General features: G+C 36.1%; 13 protein-coding genes. 6 read left to right on the top strand and 7 right to left on the bottom strand.

Annotated features, from left to right (window positions below):
- Positions 1–148 precede the first annotated feature (148 nt).
- Positions 149–1,057, bottom strand: coding sequence for a glutamate biosynthesis transcriptional regulator GltC (gene gltC, locus D8M06_RS09120; protein WP_121204086.1), 909 nt, complete (start codon positions 1,055–1,057; stop codon positions 149–151).
- A 158-nt stretch (positions 1,058–1,215) separates the two neighbouring features.
- Here gltC and gdhA point away from each other — a divergent pair, with 158 nt between their 5' ends.
- Positions 1,216–2,580 carry an NADP-specific glutamate dehydrogenase gene (gene gdhA / locus D8M06_RS09115; protein ID WP_421904229.1) on the top strand — a complete coding sequence of 455 codons (1,365 nt, stop codon included), beginning with the start codon at positions 1,216–1,218 and terminating at the stop codon, positions 2,578–2,580.
- 117 nt (positions 2,581–2,697) lie between these two features.
- On the opposite strand, the gene D8M06_RS09110 is transcribed toward gdhA, so the two are convergent.
- Positions 2,698–3,156: a DinB family protein gene (locus D8M06_RS09110; RefSeq protein WP_121204084.1), complete on the bottom strand. Its 459-nt coding sequence runs from the start codon at positions 3,154–3,156 to the stop codon at positions 2,698–2,700.
- A 184-nt stretch (positions 3,157–3,340) separates the two neighbouring features.
- Here D8M06_RS09110 and D8M06_RS09105 point away from each other — a divergent pair, with 184 nt between their 5' ends.
- A complete protein-coding gene (locus D8M06_RS09105; RefSeq protein WP_121204083.1) occupies positions 3,341–3,694 on the top strand; it encodes a hypothetical protein in 354 nt (117 codons plus the stop codon).
- A gap of 59 nt (positions 3,695–3,753) precedes the next feature.
- On the opposite strand, the gene D8M06_RS09100 is transcribed toward D8M06_RS09105, so the two are convergent.
- Together D8M06_RS09100 and D8M06_RS09095 are read right to left on the bottom strand one after the other, a co-directional pair.
- On the bottom strand, positions 3,754–5,250 hold the full coding sequence (locus tag D8M06_RS09100; RefSeq protein ID WP_121204082.1) for a BCCT family transporter: 1,497 nt from the start codon (positions 5,248–5,250) through the stop codon (positions 3,754–3,756).
- A gap of 173 nt (positions 5,251–5,423) precedes the next feature.
- Positions 5,424–5,837 (bottom strand): VWA-like domain-containing protein, encoded by a 414-nt coding sequence (locus tag D8M06_RS09095; protein WP_121204081.1) that lies wholly within the window; start codon positions 5,835–5,837, stop codon positions 5,424–5,426.
- Between the two features lie 167 nt (positions 5,838–6,004).
- Here D8M06_RS09095 and D8M06_RS09090 point away from each other — a divergent pair, with 167 nt between their 5' ends.
- Both D8M06_RS09090 and D8M06_RS09085 read left to right on the top strand, forming a co-directional pair.
- A complete protein-coding gene (locus tag D8M06_RS09090) occupies positions 6,005–7,018 on the top strand; it encodes a DUF3231 family protein (protein ID WP_158591769.1) in 1,014 nt (337 codons plus the stop codon).
- Between the two features lie 802 nt (positions 7,019–7,820).
- Entirely contained in the window at positions 7,821–9,050 is a 1,230-nt protein-coding gene (locus D8M06_RS09085; protein WP_121204079.1) for an aminopeptidase, read from the top strand.
- 126 nt (positions 9,051–9,176) lie between these two features.
- Here the strand turns inward: D8M06_RS09085 and D8M06_RS09080 are convergent, their stop codons facing one another.
- The 3 genes from D8M06_RS09080 to D8M06_RS09070 are packed head-to-tail and all read right to left on the bottom strand — an operon-like array spanning position 9,177 to position 11,061.
- Positions 9,177–9,776 (bottom strand): hypothetical protein, encoded by a 600-nt coding sequence (locus D8M06_RS09080; RefSeq protein WP_121204078.1) that lies wholly within the window; start codon positions 9,774–9,776, stop codon positions 9,177–9,179.
- Between the two features lie 27 nt (positions 9,777–9,803).
- Positions 9,804–10,553 carry a hypothetical protein gene (locus tag D8M06_RS09075; protein WP_121204077.1) on the bottom strand — a complete coding sequence of 250 codons (750 nt, stop codon included), beginning with the start codon at positions 10,551–10,553 and terminating at the stop codon, positions 9,804–9,806.
- Complete coding sequence (locus D8M06_RS09070; protein WP_121204076.1) at positions 10,537–11,061, bottom strand: RNA polymerase sigma factor; 525 nt, start codon at positions 11,059–11,061, stop codon at positions 10,537–10,539. The genes D8M06_RS09075 and D8M06_RS09070 overlap by 17 nt, the downstream gene beginning before the upstream one ends.
- A gap of 500 nt (positions 11,062–11,561) precedes the next feature.
- On the opposite strand from D8M06_RS09070, the gene D8M06_RS09065 reads away from it, so the two are divergent.
- Together D8M06_RS09065 and D8M06_RS09060 are read left to right on the top strand one after the other, a co-directional pair.
- Positions 11,562–12,203: a YczE/YyaS/YitT family protein gene (locus D8M06_RS09065; RefSeq protein ID WP_121204075.1), complete on the top strand. Its 642-nt coding sequence runs from the start codon at positions 11,562–11,564 to the stop codon at positions 12,201–12,203.
- A 243-nt stretch (positions 12,204–12,446) separates the two neighbouring features.
- Positions 12,447–13,127, top strand: a complete 681-nt coding sequence (locus tag D8M06_RS09060) for a hypothetical protein (protein WP_121204074.1) — start codon at positions 12,447–12,449, stop codon at positions 13,125–13,127.
- Positions 13,128–13,368: the final 241 nt, after the last annotated feature.

Below are 13,368 nucleotides of genomic sequence, written 5' to 3'. Positions count from 1 at the left end.
GTGGGGGAGAGGGCGATTTTCTGTCACTGAATAACTCTAAGTACACTAGTTTGTGTCATATCTACCGCTACGGAAACCGAAACATATTTCCGAAGCGGTAATATACGTACTGACTAACTTCACAATTTATGTCATCCCACACCAACCATTACATAAATTTGTTTAACCTATCATAAGTTTCCACTAAAAACTCAAAGAATAACTTTTCTGTTGGCAACAGTTTTCGTTGTGTTGGGTATATGATACCAACCGTTCTTGTCAGATTAGGATCTTCTAAAGGTACGATAGTTGTTGACCTTGGGGTGTTATCAACCAATGTCATTTCAGGCATCAGAGCAACACCTAGACCAGCGGAAACCAATCCCTTTAATGCATCCATATTCTCGCCTTTAAAAGCAATGTTTGGAGTAAAGCCTGCATTGTTACACGCTTTAACCACCTGATTCCGAAAGACATGCCCTTCCGGCAATACCACAAATGGGTCGTCTTTCAGTTCTTGTAACATGATGGATGATTTATCTGCTAATGGATGATTAACAGGAAGAAGGGCTACGATATCTTCTGTAAATAGCGTTGTTCCTTTAATCTTTTTCACTTTTTCTTTATTAGGCATTGGTGCAATCATAGCCAAATTATAATCTCCATTCACCACACCTTTAATTAAATCATGGTATAATGCATTACTCATCTCGAATTTTGCATCTGGGTACTTTGTGCGAAATGCATAGATGGTGGAAGGAAGTATATGAGCTGCCATACTAATAGGGAACGCAATACGAACGGTTCCTTTTTCTGGATCCAGATATTCTTTTACTTCCCTTTTTGCCTCTTCAATCAAGTTCATAGCCTGCTTCATTCGTTCATAAAAAATTTTTCCTATTGGAGTTAACTTAACATTACGCCCTTCTCTAATAAAAAGTTCTACCCCTAATTCATCCTCAAGATTAAAAATTTGCCTGCTGACCGAAGACTGGGCAACATGGAGAGCATCTGCAGCCTCTGTAACATGTTCTCTTTCTGCTACTTCCATAAAATATGTAATTTGTCTTATTTCCATGACTTTTCCTCCATTCATGCATTTAACGCATCGGTTTCATCGTATATTCATATTGTAACTATCATGGATATAATTATAAAATAAAAACATGACAAAAATTGTAGTTTCGTAAATATTTAAATAAATTAGGGGTTGATATATTGAAAGTATTACAAGAGATGGAAATGACACATAAGCAAAACGTGAAGGATTACATTGATAATTTAATTAAAAAAGTAGAAAAACGTAATCCGAATGAATTGGAATTTCATCAGGCTGTTAAGGAAGTACTCGATTCTTTAATTCCTGTCCTTGTGAAAAATCCAACATACATTAAACAAGCTGTACTAGAAAGAATGGTAGAGCCTGAGCGCTTAATTACTTTTAGAGTACCATGGGTAGATGATCAAGGAAATGTAAAAGTGAATCGTGGATTTCGTGTTCAGTTCAATAGCGCAATTGGTCCGTACAAAGGGGGATTACGTTTTCATCCTTCTGTAAACACGAGCATCATTAAATTTCTAGGTTTTGAACAAATTTTAAAAAATTCCTTAACAGGTCAACCTATTGGCGGAGGAAAAGGTGGCTCTGACTTTGATCCAAAAGGAAAATCAGACTTAGAAATTATGCGCTTTTGCCAGAGCTTTATGACAGAACTTAGCAAACATATCGGACCAGATATTGATGTCCCTGCTGGTGATATTGGAGTTGGCGCAAGAGAAATTGGTTACATGTTTGGTCAATATAAGAAACTTAGAGGCGCTTATGAAGCCGGAGTTCTAACAGGAAAAGGTATTGGATACGGTGGTAGTTTAGGACGAAAAGAAGCAACGGGATATGGTACGGTTTATTTTGTAGATGAAATGCTAAAAGATCAAGGGCTAAGTTTCAATGATAGTACGGTCGTAGTATCAGGATCAGGGAATGTGTCGATTTATGCGATGGAAAAAGCGATGCAATTAGGTGCCAAAGTAGTAGCTTGCAGTGACTCAAGCGGTTATATCTATGATCCAAATGGAATAGATCTTGATACCATTAAACAATTAAAAGAAGTAGAGAACAAACGAATTTATGATTATGTGAAAATACACCCAGAAGCTTCCTTTAAAGTTGGATGTTCTGGCATCTGGTCCATTCCTTGTGACATTGCATTACCATGCGCAACGCAAAATGAGTTAGACAAAGAAGCTGCTGAATCATTAATCTCCAACGGTGTAAAAGCTATAGGCGAAGGTGCCAATATGCCATCTACTCAAGAAGCAATCGATGCGTTTTTAGAAAACGATATTTTGTTTGCACCTGCCAAAGCTGCAAATGCAGGGGGAGTAGCTGTTTCCGCATTAGAAATGGCTCAAAATAGCGCAAGGCTTGCTTGGACACAAGAAGAAGTTGATTCGAAATTGCAAGATATTATGAAGGATATCTATCAGAAGAGCATAAACGCATCTAAAGAATACGAAGCTGAAGGCAATCTTGTAATTGGTGCTAACATTGCAGGTTTTGTTAAAGTAGCAGATGCTATGATTGAACACGGTGTAATATAAATGCTGGATTACCGTTCCTATCTAATGATGGAGAATTATACAAAAAAAATGCGTAGTAGTCGGACTAAATCAGTCTCCCTGCTACGCATTTTTGATGTTTTATTTCTTTATATCAAATTACTTGGCATCAATTACTTGTTTCATCATTTTTATTTTACCTATTTGTTCCGCTTCTCGATAGGCAAGCATAATCAACAAGTCTTCATGTGTTTCAATATGACCATATGGAACTTTAAATTTAACATTTGATTTCCAGAACAGTTCATCATAACTGTTAATTCTTTCTTGCTGAGTTATTAAATGTTCCTGTAACTGTTCAAGCGATGGTGGGGTGATTGACCAGTCTGTAACTTTTATATCGGAACTAAATAGTTCAGCATATTCCTTAGGTATTTTTTGAGACTTATTTTGGTTTACAAATAATAATTTCTCATCTATAAATAATGTATTTCCAATGTGCCAGCGAATCGTATTATCGAAATAGTTGGATTGGTAATCTAACGTTTCTTTATCTAAATCTTGAATAAATGAAAGCAAAGAAGTTCTTGCAAGGTTAAATTGTTTTAATGCTGACATTGTTTTCCCTCCTCTATCACATAACACTATAAAGTATAGAGGAATCAAATGATAAATGAAAGAAATTAAGCCAGACAAGAAAGTTTAGTACTACTTTCTATCTCATGTACTCTAATCTGATACACCTCTGAATGTATGATATGATTTTATAGGTATACATAGTCGAATACTAGGGGGGTTACTTATGAATTACACATTTAATGGGAAGAAATCTACATTTCAAAACGATACTGCAGAAGCAACCATTCTATTTAAAAAAGTAGATGAGAGTAGTGTAGCTATTGACGTTACAATGAAACACTATGCAACAGATACCATCGCAACCTACCAAAAAGATATCGTGTTAAAGGAAGATGGAACCATCCATCACTACCCAATTAAAAATTATGAGGTGGAAGGAAAAATAGTAGGTAAAAACAATACGACTAAAAAGTACTTCACTCATATTTTAGGTGAAGAGGGTTATCAGGAATTCAGAAAGAAATTTTTAAAAGAATATGCGTTGCGTAAAGAGATGGAGTTAAGTTGTATCTTGTAAGAAGTAAAACAAAAGTAAGTAGTAGCTTGACTAAGAAGCTACTACCTACTTTTGATAACTTAGATATTTTTTCTCCTTTTGATTTGCTTTAATTCTGCATTTAAAGCTTTTAAGAGGGCAATACTCATCAAAATCACTACAAATGAAAATGGAAAAGCGGCTGCAATAATCGTATTTTGCAGAGCTGTTAATCCCCCGACATATAGCAAAACAAGTGCTACGGATGACTGTGCCAATCCCCAAACAATTTTTACGCTTGTTGCTGGATTCAGGGAACCATTTGTCGTTTGCATACCGAGTACAAAAGTTGCAGAATCAGCTGACGTAATAAAAAATGTTAGAAGGAGTGAGATAGAGATGATAGACAACATAAACGAAAATGACAAATTATCATACATATGAAAGTTTAATACTTCTATCGCAAATTGAGTAAGGTCAAATCCACTTTGCTGTACACTTGCCGCTGTTGTCCCAAAGGTAGCGAACCAAATACCACATATTACTGTTGGTACAACCATCACCCCAATGATGAATTCTCTAATAGTCCGCCCACGTGATACACGAGCGATAAACATCCCGACAAATGGTGCCCAGGCAATCCACCATGCCCAATAGAAAATAGTCCAGCCATTTAGCCAGGTGCGATTATCACCATCAAGTGGCATGGTTAGGAAACTCATTTGAATGATATTCTGCAAATAATTTCCAAAAGTTTCCGTGAACATGTTCAAAATCAGTAGGGTTGGTCCAACGAGCAAAACACTAAAAAACAATAATACTGCCAGTACCAAGTTCGCGTTAGACAAATATTGGATTCCCTTACTAAGCCCAGACCAAGCAGATAGGAGAAATAAAACGGTAATGATAAGGATGATAATAAATTGGGTAATGAAGTTTTCGGGTAATCCAAATAGGTGGGAAAGACCGGCATTAATTTGTGCAGCCCCTAACCCCAGTGAAGTTGCAACGCCGAATATGGTTGCAAATGTGGCAAGCACGTCTATTCCTTTTCCAAACGTTCCTTTCATTCTATCTCCAAAGAGAGGCTTCAAAGTAGAGGAAATTAAACCAGGTTCGCCTTTTCGAAATTGAAAGAATGCAAGTGAAAGGGCCACAAGTCCATACATTGCCCAACCATGAAATCCCCAGTGCAAATATGTGAATACTAAACCCTCCTTAATAGCTTGTTCAGAACCAGGTTCGGATAAAGGAGCGTCTGAAAAAGAGTGAAGTAGTGGTTCAGAAGCACCATAGAAAACAAGACCGATACCTAGTCCGGCAGAAAAAAGCATGGCAATCCATGATGTTGTGGTGAAGTCTGGCTTCTCATCATCTTTTCCTAAACGAATCTTACCATATGGGCTAAGCGCGATGAATATGGAAATAGTAATAAACCCAAGCATAATCCACATGTAATACCAGCCAAAGGTATTAGAGAGAAACGTATTTAGAGAAGAAGTAACTCTTTCTGCGTTTACAGGAAATAAGGATCCTAATAAAACCGCAATAATTATTAAAGCGGCAGTTATGTAAAAAACACTAGAGACTTTTTTCATAATAACCTCCTGATATATTCATTCATTTACGAGATAATTTTACGAGTTAGTATGATGTACAGAGGAGATTGTTATTCATCGGCGAATCCTCTTGGATGGAATGAAAACAGTGCGTAGTCGTTACATAAAGCATAACTACTACGCACTTGATGCAATGTAAGAATTAGACTCGATCATTGGACCAAATTAAAAGTTTTCCCAAATGGTACTTGCGGTTTAAATTTATCTGGTATTAACCACACGACGTCATAATCGATTTTTAGTTCTTCCCAAAAGTGTCCCGTTACATCCGTAATATAGAAAAGCTTTTCTATGCCATTTTCTTGTCCCCATTCGAGCGCATCTGTGTAGGAAGCTCTGCCATGGGTGTGAAACATGATGTTTTTTGCCTTTTTCGTGTCTGTTACTTCTCTCAGTTTATAATCTGCAAGAATTAATGGGATTTCTTCTTTAACTTCATCAAACAAAGTTATTATGTTGCGAATGGTTTCGATAGGGTATTCATCCGTTGATACATCTACGGCTAATGCAATATTCTTATCTTTTGAATGGTTAATCATGCTTAATAATTGTTTTTGCCAAGTCACGTTCACACCGCCTAGTTATGAAATAGAACAGTTGTATTATATGGAATAATGCATCTACTAATAGTGGAAAATTTTAACGCTAAGATAGAGAGGGTCAAATCATTCTTAAGTATAAAATCTCGCTGTATTCAAAACATATAATTATAATGAAAAAAGGGGAGGCCCTAATGAATTCAAAAAATAAAATTCCGCTTTGTGCACCAGAAATGGCAGCTCTATGGACTCAGTATATGTTTGATACAATGTCCATTTGCTTTTTTAGATATGCACTCAACCATATGGAGGATGAAGAGATAAGTGAACTTTATGAAAAAGCATTGATGTTATCAGAAAAACATATTAAGGAGATAAAGAAATTTTTTAAAGGTGAAAACTATCCTATTCCAAAAGGCTTTACTGAAGAAGATGTAGATGTGAATGCGCCAAGGCTTTTCCAGGATCCTTTTTACTTAAATTATTTATATATTATGTCCTTACAGGGGTTAACAGGTTATTCACTATCTGTAAGCACGTCAATTCGGTCTGATTTGCGCAAATATTATATGAAAGTGTATACCGAAACAATGAATCTTTTTGATCAAACAATAGAAATAATGTTGAATAAGGGACTTTTATCACGTCCTCCAATACTTACTCCACCTAGTTCTATTGATTTTGTGAAAGATCAAAGCTTTTTAACTGGTTGGTTGGGTGAACGTCGACCTCTTACTGCGATGGAAATTGGTGACATTACTTTTAATATGATGAAAATGCATCTACATGTGGGATTGAAAGTTGGTTTTAGTCAGGTTACGAAGTCAGATGCACTTCGCAAATATTCCAATCGTGGTGCGAAGATTGCCAACAAGCATATTAATGTATTTGAGGAGATCCTTCGTGAAGAAAAGTTAAGTTCTCCAGTAGCATGGCAATCGTTTGTTACTGATTCTACAACCCCTCCTTTTTCTGATAAATTAATGATGTATCAAATTCAATTGTCTTCACAAATTGCAATTGCTTTTTATGGTTCAGCTTTTAGCGTTAATGCCAGAAGAGATTTAGCTGCAAAACACATGAAATTAGCCGGCGAACTAGCGTTATACGCAGAGGACGGTTCAAATTTAATGATTAAAGAAGGCTGGTTGGAGCAGCCACCATTGGCGGTGGATAGAAGACAGTTATCCAAAGGGATAAAGAAATAGGGAAAAGGCTAAAACAAATAATTAGTTGCGTAGGTGGAGATTAGAGCCTAGAGTGGACATTCATCCTGTCCTCACTGCTAGGTTCTTTTTGGCTCTTATCTATTGATTGGGACTGAGAATACTCGGCTTAGCGAAAGGGATTGGCGATTGTTGTAATTAGGTCGCATTTTGTATAGAGTCCTGATATCTTTAATTCAGAATACTGCTCTGTCTTCGCTACGGAAAGCGAAGTATATTTCCGGAGCGGTATTTATGCACCGATCCACCAATCATGTTCGGGTTTTTCTTTAGAAAATACTTTTGTCCCAGTCTCTTCAATAACTAAATATCTAATGTGGATGATAACTTGTATTATGAATTTACACATAAATTTAGACTTGACTAAGCACGAGTCTGAAGACCCCGCAGCGAGGGAACTCCTTGATTAAGCTTCTTTGGCTCTTGCGCCGAGGAAGCCTACTTCGAAGCATTACTAGTAGACGCAGGCGCAGTATGCTTTTTCCGCGAGGAGGCAGAGGCTGTGCCCGCGAACCGCAAGTATTCTGCCAGAGCGAATGACAGCAGAAAACATTCATAAGTGTAAGCGAGAGATAACGATTCTGAATGAAATAAATGAGGAGTTTCCATCAACTCTGATATAGTAAAATAGCAACAAATCTTAAAACGAGCTACTCGAAAATTGTTCATTATGGGGATATAATATTTAAAGATAGATAACCCCTCTGCTAGTACAATAATATCAGGGTATTAAAAAGCTTAAAGACATTAATTACTGAACAAAACAGGAAAGGAAGTTATCTAAATGAACTTTAATGAGAAACTAACACAGTATGCTGAACTTGCTGTACAGGTAGGAATGAATGTTCAAAAAGGACAATATGTTCTTATTAATACAACAACAGAAACATTGGATTTTACCCGAATCGTTGTAAAAAAAGCATATGAAGCAGGAGCTTCTCGAGTCGAAGTGAACTTGACAGATGAAGTAATTCAACGAGCTTTTTATGAAATGGCTCCGGATGACGAATTTAATAGATATCCAGAGTGGGTGGTCAGACAGCGTGATGAACTGATCGAGAAAAAGGGAGTATTGTTGTGGATTGATGCTGAGAATCCAGATTTACTAGATGGAATTTCAACTGAAAGAATTGCGAAGCAGCAAAAAGCAGCTGGACAGGCACTAGAAAACTATCGGAACGCTGTCACCAATGATAAAATTGCCTGGTCGATTATTGCTGTACCTTCAAAGAATTGGGCAAAAAAAGTGTTCCCAGATAAACCAGAAGAAGAACAGGTAGATGCTCTTTGGGATGCGATATTCCATACAGTTCGCATAGGTGATGGGGACGCTGTTGAAAAGTGGAAGAATCATATTACCGAATTAGAAAAAAAAGCAAAATTATTGAATGATAAAAGATATAAAAAACTGCATTATAAAGCACCTGGAACTGAATTATCTATTGCATTACCGGAAAAACATATATGGTTATCGGGAGCAAGCACAACACCTGAAGAAACACCATTTATCGCGAATATGCCGACGGAAGAAGTTTATACAGCCCCACTGAAAACAGGTGTAAATGGCTATGTTTCCAATACCAAACCACTCGTTTTCCAAGGGAATGTCATTGATGATTTTAAATTAACCTTTGAAAATGGCAAAGTCGTTAAAGCGGAAGCAGTAAAAGGGGAAGAACTTTTGAACGAACTGCTTCAATCGGATGAAGGATCTTCCTATTTAGGAGAAGTTGCTCTCGTTCCACATCAATCACCAATATCATCTTCCAACATATTATTTTATAATACACTGTTTGATGAAAATGCTTCGAATCATTTGGCACTTGGTGATGCATATCCAACGTGTGTTGAAGGAGCACGAGACTTAGATAAGCAAGCAATTCAGAATCTTGGGCTAAACACGTCGATTACCCATGAGGATTTTATGATTGGTAATGGAGAAATGGATATAGATGGTGAGTTAAGTGACGGAACCCTCGAACCGATTTTCCGCAAGGGTAACTGGGCTTTTTAAATATAAAGTGTTTTTCATTATGGGGGGACTAAGGCCGCACCCTATATTAACTCCGATAAAGAAAGGCAACAATGTTTTAGAGATGAGCAAATGATAAAAAAGCCGTGGAGGCAATGTTCTCCACGGTTATGAGCCTAGATAACTATTAATTGATCGAGGCTGGCGACCGTTTTTCCATTCGGTTATTCCAAAAATTTCCTTAGAATCATAGTTGTTTATATGAATGTCCAGGTCATGAAAAATTCGATGGGCATATAGGATTCCCTGTACATCTTCGGTTTCTATTGCCTTTTCTAAAACTAATAATGCATTGGTGAAATCTCCTATTAATGCCTCATCTGACGATTCTTGAATGACAGCCTCTATTTGTTCTTGAATACGTTGGAGACGGTTTAAAACTTTGCTGTTGTTAAAATCAAAATTATGATACCTGCCCCATCCAGTCATATCATTAAAGTCTTCGTGTATGTTGGCAATAACTGTATTTTCTTTTGTGGCTTTCATAACATCTTCTGTATTTTCTACTTCCGTATCTTCACTTACTTGTACCGTGTCAGACAAATCCGGGTTTTCCGATTTCAAATCCTCCACAATACTTGCCTTTTCCGCTTCAATGGCTTTCTGCTCTTCCATCCTATCACTAATAAAATTAAATGCAAAAAATCCAATTCCAGCAATAACGAAAGCAACTAATGTAATAATAATGTACAATTTTTTATTCTTCATCATACTTCTCCCCATTTATTTCATAAATTATTTTCTTCCAAGATACTCTCGAATACTATCATTATTTGCGTCACGGTAAAGTGTCACTCCGTAAGATGGTTCATCAGATTCATACCCATTATACGCAACATGCAGGTCATGGACTAGTTGATAGGCAAGTACGAGACCATCTATATCTTTCTTATCCCTGGCTTCTGCAATTAATGGAGAAATATTATATAAATCTGCGTATAACCAATTATCCAGATCTAAAAGATGAGCAGCAGTGGAAGCCTGGTTTGCAGCACTAATCATATCTGAAAATATAATATGATCTTTCTCACGGTCAAAATCAGGATCCCACTTACCTTCTTCCAGTTTTTCTAATTGAAGATAAAGGATGTGAATTGCTACTTCCACATCACGTTTCATTGTTTCTTCGGTCCGTTCAGAATAGTCCTTAGTCAACTGTAACGAATCTGTTTCTAACACATTTTTTTGTTGAATAAACGCTGGTAGCCATTTTTCTTTCAGGCTTATACCAGTCTGTTTTTCCACATGCGTGATCGATTGATCTATAGGTGGTGTGGTATTTAGTAAATAGTTTAAACCAATACTGGCAACAAGTAAAAACATTGCAATGCTAGAATAATAGGCTAACTGTCCTTTCGGTTTCTGTTTCCGACCTGTTTTCTGCATTTCTTCTACTAATTTAATCTTCGTTTGCTGTTTTCTAGATTCATTCCAAGAAATATCATGTTCCAATTGTTTCAGAGATTTATCAAATGGTGTTTTCATAGACAAAGCCCTCCTTTAGAAGTTCTTTTTCTAAAGCTTGAATGGCTCTAGACAAGGTGGATTTTACTTTGCTTTCACTCCAGTTTAAAATTTCAGCCGTTTCTTTTATGGAAAACTCTTTGATTTTTCTTAAAATGATAATTTCACGATACGACTTTTTTAACCGTCCGATTGCCTGGAATAATTCATTAGAGCTTTCATTTATTTGAACTATCTCATCTGGAGATTCTCCTTTTGCTGCTTTGATAGGAAACATTTCCATTAAGTACAGATAAGGCTGTTTTTTCCTCATAAAATCTACGGTTACATTATGCGCAATGCTGAATAACCAAGTTTTTGGATTGGCTTCCCATTTAAAGGAGTGGAAATATTTATAAGCTTTTAAAAAAGTTTCTTGTGTCAGATCTTCAGCATGATGAGCATGTCGAATAGTCATAAGAATATAACGATATATCGACGAACTATATTTCGAATACCAATCTGTAATTACCCGTTGTTTATTAGACATAAAAGCACCTCTAGAATTATTATCATTACTTAGACGTATAAGAAATTAATTTGTCGCGTAATTTTTATATTTTTTTGATTATGAATTTGCTGTTTTTAAGAAAAATAACTGTCTTAAACGTAATTTGATGGTGTATCACCTCAAAAATATCTTGAGCAACTATCAAAACGGAGAGAGAGCACGGAGAATCCCACGGTTAGCATGGTGCTCTGCCGAAGCGAATATCCGCTCAAATCAATCATAAGTGTAAGCAAGCGCTAGACTATTCTTAATAAAGTAGGCCCGTAATCTATACAAATGTAAAGTAAAGTCATGAGAAAAAGGAACAATCTTATAGAAAAGAGCCTATCAAAATAGGGAACAACATATTTCACTTATTATAGGACAAATATCTGAAATTGAAAAAGTATCTTTATTATAAAGAATTTTCCCATTAAGGTAGAAAATCTGCTATTATAGTGTAAGTAATTAAAACAACGAGGAAAGTGGGGTGTGATTCTTTGAATTTTTGGATTCGCTGGACTGTATTTTTTATAGGATTAATGATTTTTAGTTTAGGAATTACAATGACAATAAATGTACAGCATTTGGGGATTCACCCTTGGGATGTATTGAATGTAGCAATGTTTAATTTAATCGGTTTATCTATTGGCTCGTGGGCTATTATCATATCTGGATTATTAATTGTCATTTCGTGGATTTTAGATAAGCGTTATATTAAAATCGGTACATTCTTCAATGCTGTATTGATTGGTGTGTTTGTAGATACGTATATGTGGCTTGATTTCCTTCCAAAAGCAACCAACACATGGATAGATATTTTGACAATGTTAGTAGGAATTGTCGTAATGGGTATTGGTGGTGGTATCTACAATGCAGCGAAAGTTGGCTCCGGCCCGCGTGATGGATTTATGCTATCCATTTCCGATAAAACTGGCGCATCCATTGGCAAAGTAAGAATTATTACAGAGAGTTCCGTGCTAGTTATTGGATTAATACTTGGAGGACCTGTCTTTATCGTGACGTTTATTTTTACATTTATCCAAAGCCCTATCTTCCAGGTAACCTACTTAAAACTGGCAAGTATTCTGGACCGGTTACCCTCAACATACTCCGATAAACGAGCAGTTTCAAAAATGTAATTTCGTATGAGTATTATAAACCCTTGTTCTTAAGTAAATAGAAATAGTCTCCTAGACAACTAAATGGTTGTCTATTTTTTTACGTTTTTTGCAAATTAGAACGATCTTTGAGTCAGAAATCCAGAATGGTACGAACTATTTCTAGGAAATAACACTTAAAAGGCCTCTAAAAAGAAATTATGGAATCTGCAAGGAAAATGGTACTGTGCTAGAATGATAAAAATTACAGAAAGGAATGATTAAATGGAGAGCAAATATGATTCATTTATGTACTATCCCGATTATTTACAAAAGAATTTGTTTGAGATTTTAGATGACATTTTTGATTTTTCACTTCACAACTTTCGACGAAAAATTTTGGCTGAAACAGAGGAGATTATTGTTCAGTTGAACTACTCAAAAGAAATCGAAAGTGATTTGATGTCACAACTGATTTATTGGATGATCTTTTGCAAGCCCATCGAGATGGAAAATAAGACGATTTATCAACATTATTTATTTCGGAATAAGACAAAAATGCGTGATAAGCCAACTCCAGTACAAAAAGTCCTAGTAAACTGGTTATTCCTAAACCCTGGTTTTTATATAGTTGAAAGCGACAACAGTCTGAGTGGCAGGGTTTATATATTTCGAAATATGTTAGATAATCGCCAAAAGTTGGTCTGTGTATTTCACACGCATTTTCAGCAAATGCAGCGCGGTGATTTAATAACAGGGATGGTCATGCCGATGGCGGATGAATCACATTCCATATTACGAGGATTCATCAGAATTCCAGCACCAATAAGTAAAACGATTGTAAGTCATATTGTTCCTCACTTTAAAAAGAATGCTTCTTCAGGAAACTACTACGCTAATCCACAATTATATCCATCATTATTAAATATTACGCTAAAACAAATGGAAAGAGGGAAAATAGTATAATGAACGTACGTATCAACGAGGAACAAGAGCAGGTGAATAAAATAATCGAACAAATATCCTGTAAGAAAATACGAATTGTCTTCATAAAGCGAATTATAAAAACCTCTCCTTAGAGACTATTTTCTATAGTTGCTGTGAAAAACTGAAAAAGAACGAGCATTATCGAGTTTTTGGTTAATGTTCACGTTTTCTTGGTGTTTTCAAAAAAACCCTACCTATGGTATGATGCATATTGTCTTCG

The sequence above is a fragment of the Oceanobacillus halophilus genome (genome assembly GCF_003628505.1).
In the GTDB taxonomy this organism is placed as follows: domain Bacteria; phylum Bacillota; class Bacilli; order Bacillales; family Amphibacillaceae; genus Oceanobacillus; species Oceanobacillus halophilus.
Note: the sequence above shows the minus strand (reverse complement) of the source record. Positions and strands in the feature narration are given on the sequence as shown.

What these genes read in the sequence shown, in the direction of transcription:
- gltC (WP_121204086.1), bottom strand. Translation starts at nt 1,057, where the DNA reads ATGGAAATAAGACAAATTACATATTTTATGGAAGTAGCAGAAAGAGAA.
- gdhA (WP_421904229.1), top strand. Translation starts at nt 1,216, where the DNA reads ATGGAAATGACACATAAGCAAAACGTGAAGGATTACATTGATAATTTA.
- D8M06_RS09110 (WP_121204084.1), bottom strand. Translation starts at nt 3,156, where the DNA reads ATGTCAGCATTAAAACAATTTAACCTTGCAAGAACTTCTTTGCTTTCA.
- D8M06_RS09105 (WP_121204083.1), top strand. Translation starts at nt 3,341, where the DNA reads ATGAATTACACATTTAATGGGAAGAAATCTACATTTCAAAACGATACT.
- D8M06_RS09100 (WP_121204082.1), bottom strand. Translation starts at nt 5,250, where the DNA reads ATGAAAAAAGTCTCTAGTGTTTTTTACATAACTGCCGCTTTAATAATT.
- D8M06_RS09090 (WP_158591769.1), top strand. Translation starts at nt 6,005, where the DNA reads ATGAATTCAAAAAATAAAATTCCGCTTTGTGCACCAGAAATGGCAGCT.
- D8M06_RS09085 (WP_121204079.1), top strand. Translation starts at nt 7,821, where the DNA reads ATGAACTTTAATGAGAAACTAACACAGTATGCTGAACTTGCTGTACAG.
- D8M06_RS09080 (WP_121204078.1), bottom strand. Translation starts at nt 9,776, where the DNA reads ATGAAGAATAAAAAATTGTACATTATTATTACATTAGTTGCTTTCGTT.
- D8M06_RS09075 (WP_121204077.1), bottom strand. Translation starts at nt 10,553, where the DNA reads ATGAAAACACCATTTGATAAATCTCTGAAACAATTGGAACATGATATT.
- D8M06_RS09070 (WP_121204076.1), bottom strand. Translation starts at nt 11,061, where the DNA reads ATGTCTAATAAACAACGGGTAATTACAGATTGGTATTCGAAATATAGT.
- D8M06_RS09060 (WP_121204074.1), top strand. Translation starts at nt 12,447, where the DNA reads ATGGAGAGCAAATATGATTCATTTATGTACTATCCCGATTATTTACAA.